This window comes from Bradyrhizobium sp. Unk1 (assembly GCF_059512345.1).
Genome location: NZ_JCAMOP010000027.1, coordinates 19,670 through 43,113 on the forward strand (window position 1 = coordinate 19,670; position 23,444 = coordinate 43,113).

The following is a 23,444-nucleotide window of genomic DNA, read 5'->3' on the forward strand; positions in this document are numbered from 1 at the left end:
TTTCGATCGTACGAACGATTGAGCAGGCCGGCCAGATGATCGCGATGCTGCAGCACCACGGGTGAACCGCGCTGCTGCAACATTGCTAGCTTATTCGGATTGTCCGGCGCGAGCGTCTCGTGCCTACGAGACACCCACAGCGGCACCATCTCTAGTTCGTAGTGGTGACGTTATAGACGAACGTACAGGTCTTGAGGTCTTGACTGACAAGCGCATATTGGCAGCTTGGACTATTGCCAGTACCATTGCCCTTAGAAAAGGTGATGCTCTTGTCCTCACATCCTGGCCCCGGAAATGTGCTGTTCGGTCCGTAGGCGCTAACCACGAGCTGACACGACTTCCTCGTGAGACCGTCCATATAGTAGAACCGCGTGCTCATGGTGCGAATGTACTGGGTGCTCGCGGCCGTGTGCGTGAGCACTCCGGTCGTGCCGTTGTTGATGTCATGCGGGATAGTGCAAGTGCCGCCGTTGCAGGCGTTGTATGCCGGTGTAAAGTCACGCCCCATGCCGAACCCGGTGTTGTTCTTCCAGTTGATGGTGATGGTGTCGTTGGCGTGGGCCGTTGTCGCGAAGGCCGCGACGGCGACAAGGGCGGGCAGGATGGAGCGCAGGATATTTTTCACAATGTCTTCTCCGCTGACAAAACTGGAAAGCCGCGAGCCGCAGCATCCGGCGGAGAGCTAAAAGATCATGCCCGTGCTTCACAATCTGAGATAATAAAACTTGACATGCTCGCCTTGGTTCGATGTCGTGCGCAAGTATACGCGTCTCGAAGACAGATCGAGCGTGCGTCCCGCGTCAGGCTTGAATGATCTCGAGGCTGACGGCCCTGGCGATCAACTGCGTGAGCGTCGCACATTCGAGCTTTGAGCGCGCGCCCTGCAGATAGAGGCGGACGGCGGTCGGTGACAGATGCAGGTCGGCGGCGATCTGCTTTGGGCTGAAGCCGCGCGCGGCGAGCTGAAGAGTCTCCCGCTCACGCGCGGAGAGCAATCGTTCGAGCCCTTGTGGTCGCAAGCCTGCGAGCCGCACTGCCTGATCGTGAATGAAATGGGCGATGATCAGAAAATCCCGCATATAGGTCATCCGCCGGCTGGCCCATGTGTCGGTGGTGACGTTCGAGGCGATCGACAGGCGTGCATGCTCGCCGCCGGGTCCTCGGATCGGGATCGTCATGCCGCGAGAGCCGGCCATGCGAAAGGACGCTCGTGCATCCTGCATCTCCGGGGCGGCATCGTCCCAGTCGAGCGGCAAGAAATCGCTCCGGCCGTTTTGAAAGAGGGGGGCTGCCTGAAGGCCATCGTGTTTGAGGTATTGTTCTGCCAGGTCATCCTCGGATGAGTACAACAGGATCGGGTTGCGCGCATCCGTCGTCTCGGGTCGGCGTGCGGCGTTGTACGCGACGAGCGTGAGGCCATAATCTCTCGAAATTCGAGCCAGCACGGTTTTCAGTTCATCGAGAGTCGTCGAGCCTGCAATGTTTGCGAGGGTTTCTTCGATCGGCGGAAACATTTGCGTTGCCCCCAGTCTTATCCAGTCATCAGTTCTCCGGGCTTCCCGGTTAGGTTGTGGTAGTGACGGGAGCTGGTGCGGAGCCGTTGATTCAATCCACTCCGCCAAACGGTTCGCAGCTTTGTGCGGGATCTTCGCGGCGCGTCATTTGGACGCGCCCTGGTCCGGAAGCATCGATCGATCTGAGCGTGGGCAAGCTACACGCACGCAGCAAAGTGCTGCCTTCGGCGCGATCCGGGCCATCGTTCAGGTCTCGGCGGCACGTCAGGCGGGGGGCGGAGCACCGCCCCGCCATTTAACGGTCGATTCACTATCGGGGGCTGACTTGCAATTTCGCAGATTGTGCGGCCTTGACCGGAACCGTTAGCCTGCGGGCACTGATTCGGCTTCGCGCCCTGAGGTTGATCAGCCGTGAGTGCGATGAGTGCGACCGGGAGTCCTGTCTACCGCGACATGGTTCCTTATCGATGCGTCCGCTTCGGTCGGTCGAAACTGACTAAGGTGCGGCTGCTATCGTGACGACTGGCATGAGGCCAGCCCCCTGCTTGTGACCCGGCAATGATTGGCGGGCGTCCAGGTAACACAGACCAGGAGGCCACATGGTTGCCATCAATTCCGTCGGCGCGACAGCGCTCACCATCCTGAAAGCCGCCAACGTTCAGACGGCTGCCGAGCCCGAATCAAGTCCCGCCAGCGTCATCCCTCATGTCAACGCTGTGTCGTCTCGCCTGGCGCCGGGCGTGTCTGACGCGCTGCTGAAGATCGCCGCACTCGTCAACGGAAAGGCTGCCGCGGCGAAGGGAGGGAGCTCTGCTGGCGGGGCTGTCACTCTCTCTCGTGCGCGCGAAGGCCTTGTCGAATCGCCCATGATGAAGCTCTCCGAGCTTCCGAAGGATCAGGCCGAATATCTGAAGAGGTTCGGCGCGGATGCAGCGGTGCGCATTGAGGGCGTCGAATTGAGCGATGCAGATTTTGAGCGAACGGTCCTCCAGTTCGGCATGGAGAGCTGGAAGGATCTGCCTGGCTTCAACGACGCGCTTGCCAACGGAACGTTGAAGATCCAGCGGGCAAGCGACGTGCCCGAAATCGGCTACGAATCGTTTGACTACGATATCTACAGCGGCGGAAACCTCCTCGGCGGCGTAGGCTGGAGCGGCATCAACAACAAGAAGCTCTACTTTGAGATCCAGGCGAAAGGCATCAGTCAGGCCTTTGGGTCGATCCATGGTCAGGAGTTTTATGTGACCTGGCCGGACGCGAGCCTGGCGAAACCTTCGTAAGGGCCCCGGACCAACGTCATCGCGCCCTGTCGGTTCATCCGTTCCGACCTCGTCGGAACTGATGAACGTGCGGCTGCAATCGTGACGACTGGCATGAGGCGCGCGCGTTAACAGATTGTTCACCAGCCACGGCGCGCCCGGCGTAACCACCGGTTAACCATGGATATTTACGGTGTGGCAAGCCTCTGAACGGGGCTGTCAGTTGATTTCGAGTCCAACCTTATGGCGTTCGGTAGAGGCGCATCTCCGCGAAGCATCGCCCCGACGGAGTCTGCGGCTTCGTGGGAAGCGCCGCGGGCTGCGACGGCGAGGCCTGACGGCGCTGCTCCGGCGCAGATCAAGGGATCGCTGACCGTCACCGGTGCGCTCTCCTTCCTGCGCGAGAATGGCCGGCGCATCCTGACGCTGGCGCTGGCGCTGTTCGCCCTGGGCGTCATTGCCCTGATGGTCTTGCCGGTCCGGTATGCCGCGACAGCCCTGGTCGTCCTCGATCCCCGCGAGCTGCGCGTCACCTCGGAGCAGGACGTGCTGCCGGGCATCGGCCAGGATGCCGCGGCACTTCAGAGCCAGATCGAGATCGCCAAATCGGACGGCTTTCTCCGGCCCCTGATCGAGCAGCTCAAGATCGCCGACGACCCGGACATCGCGGGCGGTTACACCGACATGACGCGCCTGCTCGAAAAATTCCGCAACCGTCTCGATATCTCGCGCCGCGGGCTGACCTACGTCATTGCGATTTCATTCACCTCGAACAATGCGGAACGGGCTGCGCATTACGCCAATGCCATCGCCGAGGCGTTCGTCACGAGCCAAGGCCGTGTCCGCACCGAGGCGACGGACGAGGCGGCCGACTGGCTCAAGGACCGGCTGAAGGCATTGAACGAGCGCCTGCGCGCATCGGAAGATGCGGTTGCCGCCTTCAGGTTCGAGCACAAGATCCTCAATGCCGGCAAGGATTCCACGACCCAGCAATTGCGGGTGACCGACCTCAACCAGCAGGTCTCCGCCGCTCGCGCGCGCACCGAGGAAGCGAGGGCGCGTTACGAGCAGGTGCAGCGCGATCTCAAGGCCAATGTCGAAGGTCCGGTGAAGCAGGACCTCCTGAGCATGCTGCGCGCGCAGCGCTCGACCCTGAACGATCAGATCGCGCAGAAGAAAGCGGTGTACGGCGACCGCCATCCCGACCTCGCGATCTCCTACAGCCAGCTGGCTGACATCAACAGGCAGATCGAGGTCGAGCGGAAGAAGAACATCGACACGGCGAAGTCCGAATATGAGGCTCAGCTGGAGCAGCAAACCGCGCTGGAAAAGCAGCTCAGGACGGTCGAGACCCAGATGCTGGTCGACGGCCAGGCGCTCGTGAAGCTGCAGGAGCTGCAGCGCGACGCCGATGCCAACAAGAACATCTACGAGCAGTTCCTGTCGCGGTTCAAGACGACCAGCGAGCAGCGCCAGCTGCAGAGCTCCCAGACCAAGATCGCCTCGCTCGCCATTCCGCCGATGCGCTCGACGCGTCCGCCCCTCGCCTTGTTGCTCGCGGCGCTCGCGATCGGCTCGATCCTGACCTCGACGGCCGCCGTTGCGGCGATGGGAAACATGTCCGACAGGCCCGCGCCTGCCGAGGCTCCTGCTCAAGCTCCTGCGCGTGCGGAAGCGGCGGACGTACCCGATCGGCAAGTCCAGCGTCCGGCTCCGGCCGCGCGCCAGCCCGAGGCGATGCCGAACCTGCCTGTCTGGGCCCGCATTCCCGATCTGGGGCTTGGCGCCGTGGCCACCACTGTGTGGCAAAGGCCGATCACTGCCTCGGCCGAGCTCGATCTCGGCGCATATCTGCGTCCGCTTCTCGAGCGGATCGATCGCGCGCCGGTGCGTGGCTGCAAGGTCGCCCTCGTGCTGTCGGTCGGCAAAGGTGCCGGCGGCAACACCGTTGCGCGCTCGCTCAATCGCGCGGCGGTGAATCGGGGCATGATGAGCGTGCTGATCCGGCTCCAGCCGGAATTCGCCGGTCACCAGCCTCCTGTGACCGAATGGCAGGACGGCTCGACCACGGCAGGGCTGCAGTCGATCGACGAGCTGCTGAGCGCCGGCAGAAAAGCCGACGCGCGGCTAGAAGACGATATTCGTTCGGAATTCGATCTGATCGTCGTCCATGCGAGCAATCTCGCCCTGCAGCCCGACGCCATCGCGCTGGCCGCGCACGCGGATCTGATCATCCCGGTGGTGCGCGCCGGCGAGCTCGGTTCGGCGGCGATGCGGCGGGTCACCGCTGCGCTGTCGAGGTATGGCACCGTGCCGACCGGTCTCGTCGTCAATCACGCGCCGGCGGGTTCGGTGGCGCCTCACCCTGAGGGCAGCGCGTTAAGCAGGGCGGTTTGACGATGACGACCGGTGGCAAGGCTGCGGCTCGTGCCTGAGGCGCAGCAAGCGCACCTGTAATCTGCTTCACACGCGAACGCGCCGAATGACGCTAGATGAACCAGGGCCCGCCTCCGCGCGGCCTGGTTCGGAGCTGGCGATGATGGCTGCACTGGCAAAGGCGATATCCCGCGCGACGAGAACCAACGTTGATGTCGAAACCGTAAAGGTGCTCGTGATTTTCTCGGGCGCGGGCTTGCTGCTCTCTCTCGTGGCCGCGATGATCTACGGACAGGCCCTCAACGCCGCTTTGTTCTAAGATCGCGCGAGTCGGCTCCCTTACGACCCGAAGCAGGTCCTTATCCCCGGGAGCCCGCCCGAAGCGGGCGTCTCGAAGAATCGGCCTTGCATTCGAGCCGTCATTGACGCCGTGAGGCGGCGACCGCAGGATGCAGCGTCTCCAATGCGCGACTATCTCGGCTCGGGATTGCGGCGATGACCTGTCAAGCTCACTCCGTAACGCTGGTGCTCATTGCCCGAATACCGCCTGAGGGTATCGAGGCCTTCCGCGCCTACGAGGATGCCGTCTTGCCGCTACTCGCTGCGTTCAACGGGCGTGTGGAGCGTCGTCTTCGAAATCCGGATGGCACGATCGAGGTGCACATCGTCAGCTTCGCATCCGATGCGGACTTCCAGGACTATCGCAATGATCCCCGGCGCCTTGCGCAAGCCGGGTTGCTGGAAAAGTCGTCCGCGAAGCTGGAATTGCTTTCGATGGCGGACGTCTCGGAATGGCCGGTGACATCGGCGCAGGGATGATCGACGGCGCAATGACCGGGATGTAACCGGGCGCGCCGGGCATCATCGAACTGTCATCGCTTCGTCATGCGCGCTCTATGGATCGCTGCTCCCTTCGCCGCGCATCGTGGGGGGCTGATATGCATCTGAATGAGACAACGTCGTCCGACCGCCGGTCGATCCTGAAGGGCCTCGCGGCCGCAGCCGTGACGTCCCTGGCGGCACCGGCCATGGCAGCCGACGGGCTGCCGGCACAGCCGACCGGAGCGGCGGCCGCCATCGCCACCGACAATGCCTATTGGACGGCGGTGAGGGGGCTCTATGCCGTGACGCCGGATGTCGTCAATCTGGAGAACGGCTTCTGGGGCATCATGGCCGAGCCGGTGAGGCGCGAGTTCATTCGCCAGACCGACATGGTCAACTATCAGAACACCTACTACGCGCGGCAGCGCGCGGGTGCGGATTTCGAGGCCGTGCGCATCAAGGTGGCCCAAGCGATCGGCGCGGCGCCCGAGGAGATCGCGCTCACCCGCGGCGCGACCGAAGCGCTGCAGCTGCTGATCGGCGGCTACAACAAGCTGAAGCCCGGCGACAGCGTGCTCTACGCCGACCTCGATTACGATTCGATGCAGTACGCGATGAACGCGCTTAAGGCGCGTCGCGGTGTCGACGTGGTCAGGTTCGATGTGCCGGAGCCGGCCACCCGCCAGGCCGTGCTCGACGCCTATGCCCGTGCCCTCGAGGCGAATCCCAAGACCAGGCTTCTCCTGCTCACCCATGTCAGCCATCGCACCGGCCTCGTCATGCCGGTCGCCGAGATCGCCCGCATGGCCAGGGCCAAGGGCATCGACACCATCGTCGACGCCGCCCATTCCTGGGGACAGATCGACTTCAGGGTGGGCGAGCTCGACGTCGATTTCGTCGGCTTCAACCTGCACAAATGGATCGGCGCGCCGCTCGGCGTGGGCTTCCTCTACATCAGGAAGGATCGCCTCGCCGACATCGATCGCGACATGGGCGACGAGGATTTTGCGGAGACCGATATCCGCTCGCGGGTGCACACCGGCACGGTCAATTTCGCGACGGTGCTGACGGTGCCCGCGGCCGTTACGCTCCATCAGCAGATCGGCGCCGCGGCAAAGCAAGCCCGCCTCCGCTATTTGCGTGATTACTGGGTGAGCCGCGCCCGCGGATTCAAGGACATCGAGATCCTGACGCCGGATGAGGTCGGCTCATATGGCGCGATCACGTCCTTCCGTCTCGCCGGCAAGACCAGCAAGGCGGACAACGAGGCGATCGTCGTGAAGCTGAGGGACAGCCACAAGGTCATGACGGTGCGCCGGACCGGCGTCGCCAAGGGCCAATGCATCCGTGTGACGCCGGCGCTCTTTACCGACGAGGCCGATCTCGACCGCCTCGTCGAGGCGCTCGCCGTCGTCACCGGTACCAAGACGGGGTAGGCCCGGGCGCGGGACTGACATCGCCACGAATTCGCGGGACTTCATCCTCTGCGCATCTGACCAATGTCAGATGCGGGGCGTCCACGAGCCCCGGCCGCCCCATTTTATCGGCCCACGGTCTGGTTTATCTCTGTCACTCCGGTGCCCTGCGCAAGGAGGAGACGCGTGCTCGACTATATTCTCAGATTCGTGACGCTCGGATCGATCATCGTTGGCTTGGCCGCGATCTATGCGGCGCTACACACCAACAATCGGCGTCTGGGCGCGGACATCTTCCTTCGATATTCCGACCGGGTTTCCGACCTGCGACGACGCCTTCCGGTCGCGGCATTCCTCGAGCGAGGGGCTGCCGGCGACATTGAGATCACACCGGAAGAGCGCCGGGCGGTACACGAGATCATTCACGCGATCTTCGAGCTCTACGAACTCAAGGTGCATGGCTTCTTTCCGCCGGCGATCTGGAAGATCAGGGAGCCCGATATCGAACGGCTGCTCTCGCTGCCGGTCTTTCAGCAGGAACTCGCAGGCCTGGAGGGCCGATATACGAGACATCCGCGTCTGACAGCCTGGCTTGAGAAGATCAGGGGTCAGCAAGAGACCGCCTGACTTGCGCAGTGAATCGGTCGCAGTGAATCGGTTGGTGGTCTCACCGCCAGCCAAGCGCCGGCGCGACGTGCTTCAAGATCGCCTCGATCGCATGCGCGCAATAGTCGACGCCGAGCTGGTTCGGAATCGTCAGCAGCAGCGTGTCGGCCTCGGCGATTGCCTCATCCTGCTTGAGCTGCTCGATCAACGCTTCCGGCTCAGCGGCATAGGAGCGGCCGAAGATCGCGCGCGTTTGCGGGTCGATGAAGCCGATCTGGTCTTCGCCGCCGCGCTCCCCGCCGAAATAGGCGCGGTCGCGATCATTCATCAGCGCGAAGATGCTGCGGCTGACCGACACGCGGGGCTCGCGGGTGTGGCCGGCTTCCTTCCATGCGGCGCGATAGGTGCGGATCTGGGCGGCCTGCTGCACATGAAAAGCTTCGCCGGTCTCGTCGTTCTTCAGCGTCGAGCTCTGCAGATTCATGCCGAGCTTTGCCGCCCACACTGCGGTCGCGTTCGAGCCGGCGCCCCACCAGATCCGTTCGCGCAAGCCCTGCGCATGCGGCTCGAGCCGCAGCAGTCCCGGCGGATTGGGAAACATCGGCTGCGGATTGGGCTCGGCAAAACCTTCGCCGCGCAACAGGTCCAGGAAGACCTCCGCGTGGCGCCGGCCCATGTCGGCATCGCTCTGGCCGTCGGCCGGGCGATAACCAAAGTAGCGCCAGCCGTCGATCACCTGCTCCGGCGAGCCGCGGCTGATGCCGAGCTGGAGCCTCCCGCCGGCGATGAGATCGGCGCTGCCTGCATCCTCGATCATGTAGAGCGGGTTCTCGTAGCGCATGTCGATCACGGCCGTGCCGATTTCGATTGTGCTGGTTTTTGCGCCGACGGCGGCGAGCAGCGGGAAGGGCGAGGCCAGCTGGCGCGCGAAGTGATGCACGCGGAAATAGGCGCCGTCCGCGCCGAGCTGTTCCGCCGCGACGGCCAGCTCGATGGATTGCAGCAGCGTGTCCGCCGCCGAGCGGGTCTGCGACTGCGGCGAGGGCGTCCAGTGTCCGAAGGACAGAAATCCGATCTTTTTCATGGGCGTCATTTAATGATGGCAGGGGCGGCGTCAACCGCCTGCGCCGGCGGCGGGGGTATGCGACGGGGCTGGCGTGAAATGCTCGGCGCGGTCAACCAGGAGATCCAGAAAGCTTCGCGCGCGCAGCGACATCCACTGCGTCTCCGGATAGACCGCATGCAGGGGCAGCGCGGCGATGGTGTAGTCCGGAAGCACATGCTCGAGCTCGCCGCTGCGAAGACCCTCCGCGGCATTCCATTCGGGCAGGATCGCGATGCCGAGATGCTGCATCGTCGCCTCCTGCATCGCATCGGCGTCGTCGACATGAATGGGTCCGTTGATCGATGCGACGTGACGACCATGCTCGGATTCGAAGGCCCATTGGTGCGCCGGCGACATCCGTGAATAGACGATGCACTGGTGCGAGCCGAGATCGTCAGGCGTCCGCGGCAGCGGGCGGCCGTGCAGATAGGTGGGTGTCGCGACCAGATGGCGCTGCACGGTCCCGAGCCGGCGGGCGACCAGCGTGCTCGGCTCCAGGTTTCCTATGCGCAGCGCCAGCTCGATGCCTTCTTCCACCAGATTGACGAACCGCTCGCTGAAGCGGATGTCGACCCGCACTTCCGGGTAATTCCGAACGTACTCGGCGATGACAGGCATCATGTAGCGCCGTCCGAACGACGACGGCACGCCGATCCGGAGCGTGCCGGTGGGGCGGGGTGCGGCCTGCTCGACACTCGACCGCGCCATGTCGAAGCTGTCGAGGATCTGCCGCGCGAGATCGTAGATCCGGTGCGCCTCGGCCGTCGGCTTCAGTGTGCGCGTCGTGCGCGAAAACAGCTGCGTGCCGAATTCGCTTTCAAGCATCGCAATGCGCTTGCTGATCGCGGGCTGGCCGATCCCGAGCTCCTTGGCCGCAGCCGAGAAGCTGCCGCCCTCCAGGGCGCGAACGAAAGCGCGCAGGCAATCGATCCGGTCCATAATTCATTCCTGTTTGGAATAAATTATATCCCATTTATTCCGTAGTGCGCAATCCGGAGGGCCGTTAGGCTCCCTCAAAACAAGCCATCACAGGGCAAGGAAACAGGGGAGGAGACCACGTGGCACGCAACATCGGAATCGTCGGCGCCGGCATCGCCGGCCTGCATCTCGCGCTCTACCTGCAGAAACATGGCGTGGACGCCACTGTTATCACCGACCGGCCGCCCGAGGACTATCGCGACATCCGCCTGCTTAACACCGTCGCGCATCACCATGTGACGATCGCGCGCGAGGACTATCTCGGCGTCAATCACTGGAGCGATCCGAAGGACCATTATTACTACCACGACCATTTCTTCAATTTTCCGCAGCCGCTGAGCTTTCGCGGCGATTTCTCGAAGCCGAGCCGCGCCGTCGACTACCGGATCTATCTTCCTGCCCTGATGCAGGATTTTGTCAGCCGCGGTGGCAAGATCGAATACCGCCGCATCGAAGAGCGCGACATCCGTCCGCTGGTCGCCCGTTTCGATCTCCTGGTCGTCTCGACCGGCAAGGGTCCGCTGGGCCAGCTCTTCACTTACCGGCCGGAGCACACGCCCTATTCGCAGCCGCAACGGCGGCTGTGCGTCGGGCTTTACACCGGCGTGCGGCAGCCCGATCCCATGAACGTCACGCTCTCGGTGTCTCCAGGACATGGCGAGATGATCGTGATCCCGACCATTACGTTCGGCGGTGTCGCCAACGCACTGCTGATGGAGAACGTGCCGGGCGGCGACATGGAGGAACTGGCCACGCTCAGCTACGACGACAACCCGAAGCACTTCTTGAAGGTGCTGCTGGGCAAGCTCGAGAAGCATCACCCGACGACCTACGACCGCATCGACACCGCGCGGTTCGATCTCGCGCAGCCGCAGGACCTGCTGCAAGGCGGCGTGGTCCCGACGGTGCGCAACACTGTGGTCGAGTTCGACGACGGCAAATGCGCGATTGCGCTCGGCGACGTCCATGCGATCGTCGATCCCATGATGGGCCAGGGCGCCAATATCGCATCCTATGCGGCCTTCGTGCTCGGCGAGGAGATCGTCAACGCGGACGCGCTCGACGTACGCCTCTGCGAGAAGGTCGAGCTGAAACGACAGGATCGCGTGCTGGCGGCCTCGCGCTGGACCAATGTGATGCTGCAGCCGCCGACGGAAGCGCTGGGCATGCTGATCGGCGCGATGAGCCAGAACCCGGCGCTGGCCAACGAGTTCACCGAGAATTTCAACTACCCGGACCGGCAGTGGGATCGCATCTGCACGCCGCAGCGCATCCAGGCCTGGATCGAACGCATGTCGGCGCCATCAGAGCCGGTCAGGGCGATTGCGTGAGGACCGATGCGAGTGGGGACTGACATCCAGCGCGCCAATCCGGCGTCGTTCCGCGAAGCCGCGTCGCGCTTTGCGACCGGCGTCGCGGTGCTGACCGCGCTGGACGAGCACGGCCGGGTCTGCGGCATGACCGCGAACAGCTTTGTCACCGTCAGCCTGTCCCCGCCGACCGTGCTGGTGTCGGTCATGCCGGGACGCATGCACCGGGCGATCTCGGCGACAGGACGCTATTGCGTCAACGTCCTGCCCGAGCATGGCCGGGACCTGTCGCGGCACTTCGCGAGCCAGCCGAACACCGGCGCGGCGCCGGATTACGACATCGTCGACGGCCTGCCGCGCCTGTCCAGCTGCATGGCCTGGTTCGCCTGCGAGGTCACACGCCACGTCGATGTCAGCGACCACACGCTGATCATCGCCGAAGTCTCGAACTGCGACTACCACGACACCACGCCGCTGGTGTTCTTCTCAAGCCGGTATCATCTCGGGCCGGGCGTGCCGGTGGATCGGTGAGGGGGGCGGGCCTCAGGCGTAGGCCACCCAGCCGCGGAACGTGAAGCCGGTGTAGAACAGGGTTGGGTCGGAGAAGCCTGCGTCGCGCAAGATTGCTTCGTCTCGCGCTGGCGCCAGGATGCTCAATTGCCCGTCGACCGCTTTGCGGGCGGCAGCAGCCTTATCGGGCTCGAGTCCAGATGCGGCGAGAAAGGCAGAATACCGCGAGAGCCAAAGCGGCCGTTCATCGTCGTCACCTGGGATGCTGAAATGGGCCGCAACGAACGCCGCGCCTGGCTTGAGGCGGCGGCGGATTTCGGACGCCATTCGCAGCCGTTCCTCGACATCGACGAAGTGCAGGGTCAACAGGCACGTCGCGCCGTCGAATGGCCCCTCTGGCGCAACGTCAATATAGCCCTGATGCAGATGCGCGCGCGACGCGAGCGGGCCCAGCGTCTGCTTCGCGAGATTCAGCATCGCCGCGGACGGGTCCACGCCATCAAAGGTCCAGCGCGGCTGCGCTTGCGCAAAGGCATTCAGCTCCAGGCCGCCGCCGGCGCCAAGAACGAGTATTCGCGCATCTTCACGCGCGCGCTCGCCCAAGAGGATCGCCGCCATGGACAGCATCGAATTGTAGCCGGGAACGAACCGTGGCGGCCCTTCGGTGTACTTCGCCACCATCTGCGGATCGGAGAACGCGTTTTGAATGTCGGTCACGATGTTGTCCTGCTGAATAGAGTTCATCATGCGTGATGGGCGCTCATGCCTTGAAGCTTTCGGGATCCGAGGCGTTTGCGCAGATCGTCACCCAGCATCGCCAGCGTCACCTCGCCCAAGCGCGACAGCAGCAGTGCCTCTGCATCGTCAAAGGCCTGATCGAGCGCCGCATTGACGGCTTGCTCGACAAGGCAGCCCGGCGCCTCCGTCCTATTGCCCATGGCCAGAAGCGAGGGGCTGCCGAGCGCGGCGTAGACATCGCGCAGCGTCACCTTCGAAAGATCGCAAGCCAGCGTCCAGCCACCGCCGTGCCCCTTCTCGGACCGGACGTAATTGAGGTCCCGCAGGCCCGCCATGATGCGGCGGATCACCACCGGGTTGGTGTCCATGGCCTTCGCCAGGGTCTCTGAGGTGAAGGGGCCAGGCTGCTGCGCCATGTGCAGCAGGACGTGGAGAACCCCTGATAATCGGCTGTCTCGTTTCATGTAACTTCTTATGTTACATGATGGCGCCGAGGTCAACTGGTTTTGGTGCGTGCTGTTCCGATCTCACGAAGTCCGAGTATTCTACGATTTTCCCGCGCGACCGTCGAAATTCTGGCGATCGTTGCCAAATCGGAGGCTGAGTCATGCCTCACACAGGTCGGAGATCCGGAGTGAAAGAGGTCCCGCTCTCCGTGATCAAGGATGATCTGTCCCGCTATCTCCGTGAGGCCGAGAGACGCAGGAGATTGTCATCACGCGTCACGGCAAGCCGGCAGGCGTGTTGATTGGATTCGAGCCGGAGGAAAGATTGGTTCGAATACCGCTTGGAGCATGATCCTCGCTTCCTGCAGCGCGTCGAACAGGCGCGGAACAGCCTGCGCGCGGGACGCGGCGTGAAGCTTGAGGATATCGATACGGAGTAGCGCTGGGGGCTTGCCGACGCCATGCGCCGATGATGCCATTATGCTCCAGTTTTGCCCGACGGGTCAAGCTATTTTCTGTTTTTCGGAAATTTCGTGCGAGAGCAACCAACCCAGACGTGACGGCGATTCAACCCGCCGTCGTTGCGCTTTAAGCCTTTGATTTCGCTATCGCCGGCTACTGTGCATGGGGTTGTTTTCGACTTTTTTTGTTTTGGGGTGCAAAAATATCTGTCCGAACCCGACTTGGTCCGGCGCTCGCCTTTTCATCAATCCATTTTCGGGAGGCGCATCATGCAAGTCTATAACGTGGTGAAGTTCAAGGTGAAGGCCGGTGAGGAAGCCGCCTTCCTTGATGCGCATCGGGACGGCAAGGCCAAATGGCCGGGTCTCGAACACGGCGTCATCATCAAGACCGGCGAGCAGACATTCTGCCTCATCGGCACGTGGGCCAGTCAGGACGCGCTGGTTGACGCGCGATCGGCGATGATCAAGACGCTCGACAGTTTCAGGTCGGTGCTCGAGGACCAGGGCAACGGGCGCGGCGTGACGGATGCCGTGTCCGGGGCGGTGGTGCTCGCAATGTAGCAGGCGGCTGGCCGCCTGCTACTTCATCACCCGCAAGCCCTTGGTCGTGAAGCGCTGCGTCTTGCCGCCGGGACGGAGCGGGCGCCTGGTGCCGGCGGCCTTGCCGGTGCCGGGCGGCTGGTGCGCGGGCACGAGCTGGTCGGGGCGGGAGCCGATCAGATCGGCGCGGCCCATTTCCTTCAGCGCCTCGCGCAGCACCGGCCAATTGTCGGGGTCGTGGTAGCGCAGGAACGCCTTGTGCAGGCGGCGCTGGCGCAGCCCCTTGATGGCCTCGACCTTGTCGCTGCCGCCGCGTCGCACGCCGCGCAGCGGGTTGACGCCGGTGTGGTACATCGCGGTTGCGGTTGCCATCGGCGAGGGCAGGAAGGTCTGCACCTGATCGGCGCGGTAGCGGTTCTTCTTGAGCCAGAGCGCGAGGTTCATCATGTCCTCGTCGGTCGTGCCCGGATGCGCCGCGATGAAGTACGGGATCAGGTAATATTTCTTGCCGGCCTGCTCGGCCGCGGCGTCGAACATCCGCTTGAACTGGTTGTAGGCGCCGATGCCGGGCTTCATCATCTTGTCGAGCGGACCGCGCTCGGTATGTTCGGGCGCGATCTTCAAATAGCCGCCGACGTGATGGGTGACCAGCTCCTTGATGTATTCGGGGCTCTCGACCGCGAGGTCGTAGCGCACGCCGGAGGCGACCATCACCTTCTTGATGCCCTTGGTCTCGCGCACCTTGCGATACAGCCGGATCAGGTCGTCATGCGAGGTGTTGAGGTTCGGGCAGATCTCCGGGAAGACGCAGGACGGCCGCCGGCACGCGGCCTCGACCTTCGGGTCCTTGCACGCCATCCGGTACATGTTGGCGGTGGGGCCGCCGATGTCGGAGATCACGCCGGTGAAGCCCGGCGTCTTGTCGCGGATTTTTTCGATCTCGCGCAGGATCGATCCTTCAGAGCGGTTCTGGATGATGCGGCCTTCGTGCTCGGTGATCGAGCAGAAGGTGCAGCCGCCAAAGCAGCCGCGCATGATCGTCACCGAGAACTTGATCATGTCCCAGGCGGGGATTTTGGCCTCGCCGTAGGACGGATGCGGCGCACGCGCGTAGGGCAGGTCGTAGACCGCGTCCATCTCGTCGCTGGTCAGCGGGATCGGCGGCGGGTTGAGCCAGAGATCGCGATCGCCGTGACGCTGCACCAGCGGCCGTGCATTGCCGGGATTGCTCTCCCGATGCAGCACGCGTGACGCGCGCGCATAGGCTTCCTTGTCCTGCTCGACTTGCTCCAGCGCCGGCAGCCGGATGACGGTCGCACCCTTCTGGCGCGTTGCGCCCTCGTCGGCGGAATCGAGATCGTCGGCGTGCAGCTCGGAATAGTCCTCGGGCACGCGGCGGAACAGCGCGACGCCCCTGATGTCGCTGAGCTCGCGCGGCGCTTCGCCGGCGGCAAGACGGTTGGCCACCTCGACGACGGCGCGCTCGGCATTGCCGTAAAGCAAGAGGTCGGCCTTGGCGTCGGCCAGCACCGAGCGGCGCACCTTGTCGGACCAGTAATCGTAATGCGCGATCCGGCGCAGCGACGCCTCGATGCCGCCGAGCACGATCGGCACGTCCTTGAACGCCTCGCGGCAGCGCTGGGCGTAGACGACGGTGCAGCGGTCCGGCCGCTTGCCGCCTTCGCCGCCGGCCGTATAGGCGTCGTCATGGCGCAGGCGGCGGTCCGCGGTGTAGCGGTTCACCATCGAATCCATGTTGCCGCCGGTGATGCCAAAGAACACCTTTGGCTTGCCCAGCGTCTTGAACGGCTCGGCCGAATGCCAGTCGGGCTGCGAGATGATGCCGACCCGAAAGCCCTGTGCCTCCAGCAGCCGCCCGATGATGGCCATGCCAAAGCTCGGATGGTCGACATAGGCATCGCCCGTCACCAGCACGATGTCGCAGGCGTCCCAGCCGAGCGCATCCATCTCGGCGCGGCTCATGGGAAGGAACGGCGCCGGCTTGCGCGGGCGCGCCTGCGCCATCAGGGGCTTTTCGGCGGTCATGATCTGGGTGTCCATGGCGCACAGGCATAGGACTCCGGCGGCGCAAATTCAACCGACGGACACGTGAAGATTCGCGGTTCCGCCAGGAGCAATCCGGCCCGCGTGAGCGCGTTAACCGTTTGCGAGCCCCTGCCGGACGTCGGCAGTCGTGGCCGGTTCGCGGCCATGCCGGCGGACCATCCGTACGGCGTCCTCGACGAGGCGGAGATTGGTCGCCGTCGAGCCCAGCACCGCCGCCCGGAACGGTGCGCGTGCCGCATATGCATATGAGCGATCCCTCTTCCGGGTTCTCACCGGGGCCGACATCGGATATCCGATTGCCCATGGGCAAGGAAACTTCTGACGGCGCGGCGCCGTCCACCGAGGCCTGGCTCGGTGCGGTTGCGCTGATCGGCTTCATCCTGGTGGCGACCGCGCAGGCCTCAAATCAGATTCTGGCGCGCGGGCTTGCGGGGTCGGTCCCGCCCTTCGCGCTCGCCTTCTTCCGCTGGAGCATCGTTGCCATCGGGCTCGCGCCGATCGCATTCGCCGAAATCCGCGCCGGCCGCGTGCCACTTGGCAAGAACATCTGGCCGATCCTCGCCGCCGGCTTCATGGGCATGTTCCTCTGCGGCGGCCCGGTCTATGCCGCGGGCATCTCGACGACGGCGATCCACATCGCGTTGATCATGGCGCTGTCGCCGATCACGGTGCTGATGATCTCTGCGGTGCTCGGCATCGAGCATGTCGGCCCGCTGCAATGGCTCGGCACAGCGCTTGCGCTCGCCGGCGCCTTGCTCATCATCTCCGGCGGTCATCCGGAGACCTTGTTCGCACTGGAGACGGCAGCGGGCGATGGCCTGGTCGTGATCGCGATGCTCGGCTGGTCCGGCTACACGCTGCTGCAATCGCGCGCGGCGCCCAAGGCGTCGCTGCTGGCGCGCATGAGCCTGTTCGCAGGCGCCGGCGCGCTGTTCTCGCTGCCGCAGGCGCTGATCGAGATGTGGACCACGCCGGCGCAGGTCTTCAGCACGAAAGCGGTGTCGGCTTATGTCTTCGCCGGGATCGTTCCCGGGCTGCTCGCCTATGCCGGCTTTGCCTGGCTCGGCGGCAAATTCGGTTCGGTCCGAACCTCGCTCGTGCTTTATCTCGGACCGATCGCGAGCGCCCTGCTGTCGTTCGCAATTCTCGGTGAGCCGCCAAAACTGATCCATCTGTTCGGCGGTGTGCTGATCCTCGGTGGGGTCTGGGCGAGCCTGCGCAAATAGTTCCATCGCTCGGAGTTGTGGTTCATTCGCAGGAACCAACGGCCTCCGCGAACATTCTGATCAAGGGACCGGTGCGAGCCATGCTCGCGCGCGACCCGACCATCCCGGCGCCAGTGCCGTAACCGGATTTTGCCTCGACGCTTCGTTTCGGGGCGATGGGGGACTTGTGAGTACGGTCATAGAGAACTTGTTGTCACGGAAGCAGAAGCTTGTGGAACAGCTCGAGAAGGCGCAGTCGGTCGACGATCGCGACAAGATCGAGCACCAGCTCGAACAGATCAACACCGCGCTGGATTTTCTGGACAGGCCGGGATCGAGAGACGCGCGGTAGAAGCGCTCAGTCCGGCTTCAGCGCCTCCACTTTCAAGGCCTCCACTTTCAAGGCCTTGGCGTAGACCAGGCCGGAATTGGTGATGTGCGTCGTCATCAGCGCTTCGAAGGCGGCGAACTCGCCGCGCGCGAACAGATCGAGCAGCTTGCGATGCTCGTCGAACGACGAGCGGGTGCGCACGTCGATCGGCGACGTCAGATTGGTGCGCAGCGCGGCGACGCGGCCCGAGACGAGCTGGTAGGATTCGATGAGATAGCGGTTGCCGCAATGCGCAAACAACCCTTCGTGAAAGCTCGCATCGGCGCGGCCATAGGCGATGTTGTCCTTTGCCGCGATCGCCGGCTCCATCGCCGCGATTGCCTCGCTCATCGTCGCAATTGCGCCGTCGCGATCGTGACGGAACGCGAGCTCGGCGGCCTTGGGCTCGAGCGCGATCCGGAAGGTGCAGAGCGCAGTGATGTCCTCCGCGCTCGGCGTGAACACGAAGCTGCCGACCTGCGGCCGGATCACGACCAGGCCCTGCGCCTGCAACTGGCCCATCGCCTCGCGCACCGGCGTGCGGCTGACACCGAAGGAATTCGCCACCATCTCCTCGGAGATGGCGGCGCCGAGCGCGAACTCGCCGTCGATGATGGCCTGGCGCAGCCGCAGCACCACCCGCTGCGACAGCGATTTCGGCGTATCGAGCTTGAGCGATCGCATCTGCTGTCTCAGATCACCTTGCCGGGATTGAGCAGGTGATCGGGATCGAGCGCGGCCTTCAGCGTCCGCATCAATGCGATCTCGGCTTCGCTCCGGGCGTGGCCCAGCCACTTCTTCTTCAGCGTGCCGATGCCATGCTCGGCGGAGACGCTGCCGCCCAGCTCGCGCACCAGGCCGTAGATGATCGCGTCCATCTCTTCCTTCGGCTGCTGCTCGACGGAAAGACCGGTGACCCAGGACACGAGATGCAGATTGCCGTCGCCGATATGGCCGTAATAGACGCTCTCGCACCCCTTGATGCCGGAGGCCAACGCGGCCTTGCAGCGTGTGACGAACTCGTCCATCCGCGCCACCGCAAGCCCGATGTCGTAGGAGATGTGCGGACCCAGCACCTGGCCGAACTCGGCGCAGATGTCGCGCACGCGCCAGAACGCCTGCGTCTGCGCCAGCGATTGCGCCACGGCGGCATCCGCGAGCAGCCCGCGCTCCATCAGCTCTTCGAGCCAGGCCTGGAAACGCGGTGCATCCAGGCTCTCGTCGGTGCCTTGGGCCTCGACGAGCACGTAGAGACCGTGGCCTGCGGCGACCGGCGGCTTCACCCCGGCGCGCGTCGTGATCACGTCCCAATAGTCCGGCCACATCACTTCGAACGCCGACAGCAGCGGGCCGAGCCCGCTGCGCGCGGCATCGAGCAGGGCGATCACCGCGGCATAGTCCTTCAGCGCGCACAGCGCCGCCATGGTCGAGCGCGGTTTCGGGAACAGGCGCAACACCACGCGGGTGATGATGCCGAGCGTACCTTCGGAGCCGATGAAGAGATGCTTGAGGTCATAGCCGGCGTTGTTCTTCATCAGCTTGTTGAGGCTGGTGATGACGGTGCCGTCGGGCAGCACCACCTCCAGGCCGAGCACCAGTTCGCGCGTCATTCCGTAGCGGATCACGCGGTTGCCGCCGGCATTGGTGGAGAGATTGCCGCCGATCGCGCAGGAGCCGCGCGAGCCGAGATCGAGCGGAAAGAAGAAACCGGCTTCGTCCGCAGCCTTCTGGATCGTCTCCAGCGGCGTGCCCGATTTCACCGTCATCGTCATTGACGCCCGATCGATCTCCTCGATGCCGGTCATGCGCTCGAGCGAGATCGCGACCCAGCCTGCGTCGGGTGAAGCGCCGCGGCACAGCCCGGTCAATCCGCCCTGCGGCACGAAGGGCAGCCGCGCCTGCCGGCAGGTCGCAAGCGCATCCGCAACGCCTTGCGCATCGACCGGTCGGATCACCGCAAGCGGCGTTTGCGGCAGGCTCGCGCTCCAGTCGTTGCAATTGCGTGCGGGCACGTCGGTGCCGATCAGCACGGCGGCCGCGCCGAGCTTGTCGCGCAGGGCGCCAAGCAACTGATCGGGACGCTCAATGGGGCTCACCATGTTCATGCGAGACCTCCTCGGATCTGGCTGCGTCTCATGCGCGCCATGACGGTGGAAAGGATTTGCGTCCGTCTTGTATGTAAGGTACAACATAAAAAGTAAAGCAAAAACAAGGCTCGGAAGGCCTCCTAAGATCGTTCGAGATCAGGGGCTTAGTCCGGGACCGCAGCTAATGGGTGGTGAGATGACGGAGGTAATTCGCGGGTTCTGGGTGGCGTCGGTGACGCCGCTGGCGACTGATGGCAGCGTGGACTCCGCCAAGCTCGCCGCTCACGCCAGGCAGCTTTTCAGCAAGGGCGTCGATGGTGTCGTGCTGTTCGGCACCACTGGCGAGGGCACCTCCTTCAACGTCACTGAGCGTGTCGCGACCATCGAGGCCGTGCTCAAGGCCGGCGTCGCGCCCGAGCGGATCGGCATCGGCGGCGGCTTTCCCGCCATCACCGACAGCATCGCACTGACGCGCGCCGTGCTCGGCCTCGGCTTGCGTCACGTGCTGTATCTGCCGCCCTATTTCGACCGTGGTGTCACGCCCGAAGGCATCGAGGATGCTTTTGCCGCCATCATCGACGGCGTCGCCGACGATCGCCTGCGCGCTTCGCTCTATCACATCCCGCAGGTCTCCGGCGTTGCGATCCCGACCAGTGTCGCGGCGAACCTGCGCAAGCGTTACGGCAAGGTGGTTGCGGGCCTGAAGGACTCCAGCGGCGACTTCAAGCAGTTCCAGGCATTCCGTACTGCTGCTCCCGATCTCGCCATCACTGTCGGCAACGAAGCCGACATCACCCGCGCGATCGCCGCCGGCGGCGCCGGCACCATCTGCGGCATGGCCAACGTCCTGCCCGAACTGGTCAAGGGCATGGTTGACGGCAAGGATGTCGAGGCGCGCATGCAAGCTGCGCTCGATGTCGTGCTGAAAACGCCGTCGTTCCTCGCGACGCTGAAGGCAATCCTCGCCGCACAGACGGGCGACGCCGGCTGGCTGCGCGTGCGCCCGCCGTACCGTGCCTCATCCGATGGTGCGGCGCTCAAGCGAAAGATTGACGAGCTGATTGCTCCTGCCATCGCGTGAGATGTAAAGCCTTCGTGACACGTTGCCGCGAATTCGCGTGCAGCGTGTTGCGATCGCTGCGACATCAATGGGTGATTGCCGTTCGGTGCGCTGATGCGCTTAGAACGATTCAACACTAGAGCGATTCAAGCTCGCCTACGGTTCTCTTCGATCCCGCCGACTGTTACAGGCGCACACTTCAATGTTCTTGACTTGAAGTGGAATGAAAGTGCGTGCCCCCGTGGATGGCCAGCGCGTCAGCGGCCATCGTCATCGTGCCGGCAAGAGCCGTGCAGGTCTTCTCCTCGGCGCAGCGGTGCTGCTCGTCGAATCCCCCTCGAACACGACGAGTGCGCTGGCGCAATCGGCGTTGCCACCAGTGACAGTGGAAGCGCCGGTGCAGCGACCGAAACCGGCGCGCGCGTCGGGACAGTCTCTACGCCGCGCGCAAGCCGCGGCACGCCAGCGCAATGCCACGGTCGCCCCCGCAGGACCGACGCTCGCGGAGCGCGCCGCCGCGGAGGGCGCAGCGCAACAGGCTGCCAAGCTCGGCTACCGCGCGATGCCGAGCTCGACCACGCTGCGCAGCGGCGCCTCGCCGCTCGATACCTCGCAGACCGTCAACGTCGTGCCTGAACAGGTCTTGAAGGACCAGCTCCCGCGCAACATCGACGACGCGTTGATCAACATCAGCGGGATCACCCAGACCAACACGCTCGCGGGAACGCAGGACGCCGTGATCCGCCGCGGCTTCGGCGACAACCGCGACGGTTCGATCATGCGCAACGGCATGCCGCTGGTGCAGGGCCGCAGCCTCAATGCCGCGGTCGAGAGCGTCGAGGTGCTGAAGGGACCGGCCTCGCTGCTCTACGGCATCATGGATCCCGGCGGCATCGTCAACACCATCAGCAAGCGGCCGGAGCTGTACCAGCACGGCTCGGTTACGCTGCTCGGCTCAACCTACGCGAACAATCGCAACGGCGCCGACGGTACGCTCGACATCACCGGTCCGATTGGTGACCAGGGCCTTGCCTATCGCTTCGTCGGCTATGGCGTCAGTGAGGACTATTGGCGCAACTTCGGCCGCCATCGGGAAATGCTGGTGAACCCGTCGCTAGCCTGGTACGGCGACACCACGACGGTTCAACTCACCTACGAGCACCGCGAGTTCATCACTCCGTTTGACCGGGGCACTGCCTTCGTCAAAGGCGCTCCGCTGGCGATCCCGAAGACGCGCCGGCTCGACGAGCCGTTCAACAACATGTGGGGGACCTCCGACCTGGTGCAGGCCTCGGTCGAGCAGAAGCTGGACGACAATTGGAAGGTCACGGCGGCCTACAGCTACAACACCGAGACCTTCAGCGCCAATCAGCTTCGCATCACCGGCGTCAATGCCACGACCGGCGTCGAGACCCGCAGCAACGACGGCACCCGCAACTCGCTGAGCAACGCCAGTTACGGCACCTCCTATCTGCAGGGTGACGTCTGGGTGGGCGGCTTCCGCAACGAGATCTTGTTCGGCGGCGAGGCGCTATATCGCACGATCGATCGCCACGATCTGATTCGCCAGGCGACCCCGAGCTTCAATTTCTACAACCCGGTCTACGGGCTGGTCGTGCCGGGCACGACGGTTTCGCCAGTGGACAGCGAGCAGACCGACAAGCTCGGCACCCGCGGCTTCTTCGCCCAGGACACGTTCCATCTGACCAACTGGCTGTCCGTGGTCGGCGGCGTACGCTGGATGGAATACGAGCAGCTCGCCGGAAAGGGCCGCCCGAACTTCATCACGAACACCAATTTGGCGGGCGACAAGGTGTTGCCGCTCGGCGGGGTCATTTTCAAGCTGAACGAGCAGCTCTCGTACTACGTGAGCTATACGCAATCGCTGAAGCCGACATCGGTCATCGCGGCGTTCACCACCGGCTTCGTCGTGGACTCCACCATCGCGCCCGAAGAGGGAACGCAATGGGAGACCGGCCTGAAGTTCGATGTCAACAAGCGGCTGTCGGGCACCCTGGCGGTCTACGACATCGAAAAGAAGAACGTGCTGGTGCTGGACGATATCGGTGGCGGCAAGTCGGCGGCGCGCACGTCGGGCGCAGCCAGGTCGCGCGGCGTGGAATTGGACGTGACCGGCAAGCTGAGCGATCAATGGAGTATGATCGGAAGTTACGGCTATACCGACGCACGGCTGATCAACGATCCCGTTGTCGGCAACGCCAAGCTGTTCAACGCCGCCATGAACACGGCTTCGCTCTATCTCGTCTACGATTTCGGCGATGCACTCCCCGGACGTCTGCGGCTCGGCGGCGGCGCGCACTATGTCGGCGACCGCCCGGGCGATGCAGCCAACACGTTCTTCATGCCGGCCTATACCGTGGCGGACATCTTCGCGACCTACGACACGAGAATCGACAACCTGCCGGTGACCTATCAGTTCAACGTCAAGAACGTGTTCGACAAGCTCTACTATACCTCCAGCACCGGCAACGCTTTGAACGTCGCGATCGGCGATGCGCGCCGGGTGTCGCTGTCGGCGACGGTGAAGTTCTAGCGATGGCTGAGCGGCACA

Annotated in this window: 23 protein-coding genes; 14 read left to right on the top strand and 9 right to left on the bottom strand. The window is 64.0% G+C overall.

Features of this window, described 5'->3' with window-relative positions; all coding sequences use genetic code 11:
* Positions 1 to 151 precede the first annotated feature (151 nt).
* Together AC5ZFO_RS29905 and AC5ZFO_RS29910 are read right to left on the bottom strand one after the other, a co-directional pair.
* Positions 152 to 625 carry a hypothetical protein gene (locus tag AC5ZFO_RS29905; RefSeq protein WP_282519645.1) on the bottom strand — a complete coding sequence of 158 codons (474 nt, stop codon included), beginning with the start codon at positions 623 to 625 and terminating at the stop codon, positions 152 to 154.
* Between the two features lie 175 nt (positions 626 to 800).
* The gene (locus AC5ZFO_RS29910; RefSeq protein ID WP_282519646.1) at positions 801 to 1,514 is read right to left on the bottom strand and encodes a helix-turn-helix transcriptional regulator; all 714 of its coding nucleotides are present in this window, start codon (positions 1,512 to 1,514) and stop codon (positions 801 to 803) included.
* Between the two features lie 599 nt (positions 1,515 to 2,113).
* Between AC5ZFO_RS29910 and AC5ZFO_RS29915 the strand changes: the two genes are divergently transcribed.
* From AC5ZFO_RS29915 to AC5ZFO_RS29940, 6 genes are all read left to right on the top strand, one after another.
* Positions 2,114 to 2,794, top strand: coding sequence for a hypothetical protein (locus AC5ZFO_RS29915; protein ID WP_282519647.1), 681 nt, complete (start codon positions 2,114 to 2,116; stop codon positions 2,792 to 2,794).
* A 222-nt stretch (positions 2,795 to 3,016) separates the two neighbouring features.
* A complete protein-coding gene (locus AC5ZFO_RS29920; RefSeq protein ID WP_282519648.1) occupies positions 3,017 to 5,170 on the top strand; it encodes a GumC family protein in 2,154 nt (717 codons plus the stop codon).
* 139 nt (positions 5,171 to 5,309) lie between these two features.
* On the top strand, positions 5,310 to 5,468 hold the full coding sequence (locus AC5ZFO_RS29925; RefSeq protein ID WP_166104648.1) for a hypothetical protein: 159 nt from the start codon (positions 5,310 to 5,312) through the stop codon (positions 5,466 to 5,468).
* A gap of 176 nt (positions 5,469 to 5,644) precedes the next feature.
* Entirely contained in the window at positions 5,645 to 5,968 is a 324-nt protein-coding gene (locus tag AC5ZFO_RS29930; RefSeq protein ID WP_282519649.1) for a DUF1330 domain-containing protein, read from the top strand.
* A gap of 119 nt (positions 5,969 to 6,087) precedes the next feature.
* Positions 6,088 to 7,407, top strand: a complete 1,320-nt coding sequence (locus tag AC5ZFO_RS29935; RefSeq protein ID WP_282519650.1) for an aminotransferase class V-fold PLP-dependent enzyme — start codon at positions 6,088 to 6,090, stop codon at positions 7,405 to 7,407.
* Positions 7,408 to 7,623: 216 nt separating this feature from the next.
* A complete protein-coding gene (locus AC5ZFO_RS29940) occupies positions 7,624 to 8,013 on the top strand; it encodes a hypothetical protein (protein WP_282519651.1) in 390 nt (129 codons plus the stop codon).
* A 40-nt stretch (positions 8,014 to 8,053) separates the two neighbouring features.
* Here the strand turns inward: AC5ZFO_RS29940 and AC5ZFO_RS29945 are convergent, their stop codons facing one another.
* Positions 8,054 to 9,076: an LLM class flavin-dependent oxidoreductase gene (locus AC5ZFO_RS29945; protein WP_282519652.1), complete on the bottom strand. Its 1,023-nt coding sequence runs from the start codon at positions 9,074 to 9,076 to the stop codon at positions 8,054 to 8,056.
* Positions 9,077 to 9,106: 30 nt separating this feature from the next.
* A complete protein-coding gene (locus tag AC5ZFO_RS29950) occupies positions 9,107 to 10,036 on the bottom strand; it encodes a LysR family transcriptional regulator (RefSeq protein WP_282519653.1) in 930 nt (309 codons plus the stop codon).
* A 119-nt stretch (positions 10,037 to 10,155) separates the two neighbouring features.
* Here AC5ZFO_RS29950 and styA point away from each other — a divergent pair, with 119 nt between their 5' ends.
* Positions 10,156 to 11,406, top strand: a complete 1,251-nt coding sequence (styA, locus tag AC5ZFO_RS29955; RefSeq protein WP_282519654.1) for a styrene monooxygenase subunit StyA — start codon at positions 10,156 to 10,158, stop codon at positions 11,404 to 11,406.
* A 6-nt stretch (positions 11,407 to 11,412) separates the two neighbouring features.
* Entirely contained in the window at positions 11,413 to 11,916 is a 504-nt protein-coding gene (gene styB, locus AC5ZFO_RS29960; protein ID WP_282519655.1) for a styrene monooxygenase NADH-dependent flavin reductase subunit StyB, read from the top strand.
* A 12-nt stretch (positions 11,917 to 11,928) separates the two neighbouring features.
* On the opposite strand, the gene AC5ZFO_RS29965 is transcribed toward styB, so the two are convergent.
* Complete coding sequence (locus AC5ZFO_RS29965; protein ID WP_282519656.1) at positions 11,929 to 12,642, bottom strand: class I SAM-dependent methyltransferase; 714 nt, start codon at positions 12,640 to 12,642, stop codon at positions 11,929 to 11,931.
* A complete protein-coding gene (locus AC5ZFO_RS29970; RefSeq protein WP_282519657.1) occupies positions 12,639 to 13,097 on the bottom strand; it encodes an Rrf2 family transcriptional regulator in 459 nt (152 codons plus the stop codon). The genes AC5ZFO_RS29965 and AC5ZFO_RS29970 overlap by 4 nt, the downstream gene beginning before the upstream one ends.
* A 250-nt stretch (positions 13,098 to 13,347) precedes the next feature.
* Here AC5ZFO_RS29970 and AC5ZFO_RS29975 point away from each other — a divergent pair, with 250 nt between their 5' ends.
* Both AC5ZFO_RS29975 and AC5ZFO_RS29980 read left to right on the top strand, forming a co-directional pair.
* A complete protein-coding gene (locus tag AC5ZFO_RS29975; RefSeq protein WP_368860656.1) occupies positions 13,348 to 13,431 on the top strand; it encodes a hypothetical protein in 84 nt (27 codons plus the stop codon).
* Between the two features lie 379 nt (positions 13,432 to 13,810).
* Positions 13,811 to 14,104: a DUF718 domain-containing protein gene (locus AC5ZFO_RS29980; RefSeq protein WP_282519658.1), complete on the top strand. Its 294-nt coding sequence runs from the start codon at positions 13,811 to 13,813 to the stop codon at positions 14,102 to 14,104.
* 18 nt (positions 14,105 to 14,122) lie between these two features.
* On the opposite strand, the gene AC5ZFO_RS29985 is transcribed toward AC5ZFO_RS29980, so the two are convergent.
* Entirely contained in the window at positions 14,123 to 16,144 is a 2,022-nt protein-coding gene (locus tag AC5ZFO_RS29985; protein WP_496122944.1) for a YgiQ family radical SAM protein, read from the bottom strand.
* A 308-nt stretch (positions 16,145 to 16,452) separates the two neighbouring features.
* Between AC5ZFO_RS29985 and AC5ZFO_RS29990 the strand changes: the two genes are divergently transcribed.
* A complete protein-coding gene (locus AC5ZFO_RS29990; RefSeq protein ID WP_282519660.1) occupies positions 16,453 to 17,376 on the top strand; it encodes a DMT family transporter in 924 nt (307 codons plus the stop codon).
* Between the two features lie 190 nt (positions 17,377 to 17,566).
* Positions 17,567 to 17,707, top strand: a complete 141-nt coding sequence (locus tag AC5ZFO_RS29995) for a hypothetical protein (RefSeq protein ID WP_282519661.1) — start codon at positions 17,567 to 17,569, stop codon at positions 17,705 to 17,707.
* A gap of 6 nt (positions 17,708 to 17,713) precedes the next feature.
* Here AC5ZFO_RS29995 and AC5ZFO_RS30000 read toward each other — a convergent pair whose 3' ends face one another.
* Both AC5ZFO_RS30000 and AC5ZFO_RS30005 read right to left on the bottom strand, forming a co-directional pair.
* Positions 17,714 to 18,409 (bottom strand): GntR family transcriptional regulator, encoded by a 696-nt coding sequence (locus tag AC5ZFO_RS30000; RefSeq protein ID WP_282519662.1) that lies wholly within the window; start codon positions 18,407 to 18,409, stop codon positions 17,714 to 17,716.
* Positions 18,410 to 18,417: 8 nt separating this feature from the next.
* Positions 18,418 to 19,830: an FAD-binding oxidoreductase gene (locus tag AC5ZFO_RS30005; protein WP_282519663.1), complete on the bottom strand. Its 1,413-nt coding sequence runs from the start codon at positions 19,828 to 19,830 to the stop codon at positions 18,418 to 18,420.
* Positions 19,831 to 20,008: 178 nt separating this feature from the next.
* Between AC5ZFO_RS30005 and AC5ZFO_RS30010 the strand changes: the two genes are divergently transcribed.
* Positions 20,009 to 20,893, top strand: coding sequence for a dihydrodipicolinate synthase family protein (locus tag AC5ZFO_RS30010; RefSeq protein ID WP_496122945.1), 885 nt, complete (start codon positions 20,009 to 20,011; stop codon positions 20,891 to 20,893).
* 202 nt (positions 20,894 to 21,095) lie between these two features.
* Positions 21,096 to 23,426 carry a TonB-dependent siderophore receptor gene (locus AC5ZFO_RS30015; protein WP_282519665.1) on the top strand — a complete coding sequence of 777 codons (2,331 nt, stop codon included), beginning with the start codon at positions 21,096 to 21,098 and terminating at the stop codon, positions 23,424 to 23,426.
* The last annotated feature ends 18 nt before the right edge of the window (positions 23,427 to 23,444 follow it).

Bases quoted from the DNA above. Each gene is read 5' to 3' on its own strand.
- AC5ZFO_RS29910 (WP_282519646.1), bottom strand. From the start codon at position 1,514: ATGTTTCCGCCGATCGAAGAAACCCTCGCAAACATTGCAGGCTCGACG.
- AC5ZFO_RS29915 (WP_282519647.1), top strand. From the start codon at position 2,114: ATGGTTGCCATCAATTCCGTCGGCGCGACAGCGCTCACCATCCTGAAA.
- AC5ZFO_RS29920 (WP_282519648.1), top strand. From the start codon at position 3,017: ATGGCGTTCGGTAGAGGCGCATCTCCGCGAAGCATCGCCCCGACGGAG.
- AC5ZFO_RS29925 (WP_166104648.1), top strand. From the start codon at position 5,310: ATGATGGCTGCACTGGCAAAGGCGATATCCCGCGCGACGAGAACCAAC.
- AC5ZFO_RS29930 (WP_282519649.1), top strand. From the start codon at position 5,645: ATGACCTGTCAAGCTCACTCCGTAACGCTGGTGCTCATTGCCCGAATA.
- AC5ZFO_RS29935 (WP_282519650.1), top strand. From the start codon at position 6,088: ATGCATCTGAATGAGACAACGTCGTCCGACCGCCGGTCGATCCTGAAG.
- AC5ZFO_RS29945 (WP_282519652.1), bottom strand. From the start codon at position 9,076: ATGAAAAAGATCGGATTTCTGTCCTTCGGACACTGGACGCCCTCGCCG.
- AC5ZFO_RS29950 (WP_282519653.1), bottom strand. From the start codon at position 10,036: ATGGACCGGATCGATTGCCTGCGCGCTTTCGTTCGCGCCCTGGAGGGC.
- styB (WP_282519655.1), top strand. From the start codon at position 11,413: ATGCGAGTGGGGACTGACATCCAGCGCGCCAATCCGGCGTCGTTCCGC.
- AC5ZFO_RS29965 (WP_282519656.1), bottom strand. From the start codon at position 12,642: ATGATGAACTCTATTCAGCAGGACAACATCGTGACCGACATTCAAAAC.
- AC5ZFO_RS29970 (WP_282519657.1), bottom strand. From the start codon at position 13,097: ATGAAACGAGACAGCCGATTATCAGGGGTTCTCCACGTCCTGCTGCAC.
- AC5ZFO_RS29980 (WP_282519658.1), top strand. From the start codon at position 13,811: ATGCAAGTCTATAACGTGGTGAAGTTCAAGGTGAAGGCCGGTGAGGAA.
- AC5ZFO_RS29985 (WP_496122944.1), bottom strand. From the start codon at position 16,144: ATGGACACCCAGATCATGACCGCCGAAAAGCCCCTGATGGCGCAGGCG.
- AC5ZFO_RS29990 (WP_282519660.1), top strand. From the start codon at position 16,453: ATGGGCAAGGAAACTTCTGACGGCGCGGCGCCGTCCACCGAGGCCTGG.
- AC5ZFO_RS30000 (WP_282519662.1), bottom strand. From the start codon at position 18,409: ATGCGATCGCTCAAGCTCGATACGCCGAAATCGCTGTCGCAGCGGGTG.
- AC5ZFO_RS30005 (WP_282519663.1), bottom strand. From the start codon at position 19,830: ATGAACATGGTGAGCCCCATTGAGCGTCCCGATCAGTTGCTTGGCGCC.
- AC5ZFO_RS30010 (WP_496122945.1), top strand. From the start codon at position 20,009: ATGACGGAGGTAATTCGCGGGTTCTGGGTGGCGTCGGTGACGCCGCTG.
- AC5ZFO_RS30015 (WP_282519665.1), top strand. From the start codon at position 21,096: ATGAAAGTGCGTGCCCCCGTGGATGGCCAGCGCGTCAGCGGCCATCGT.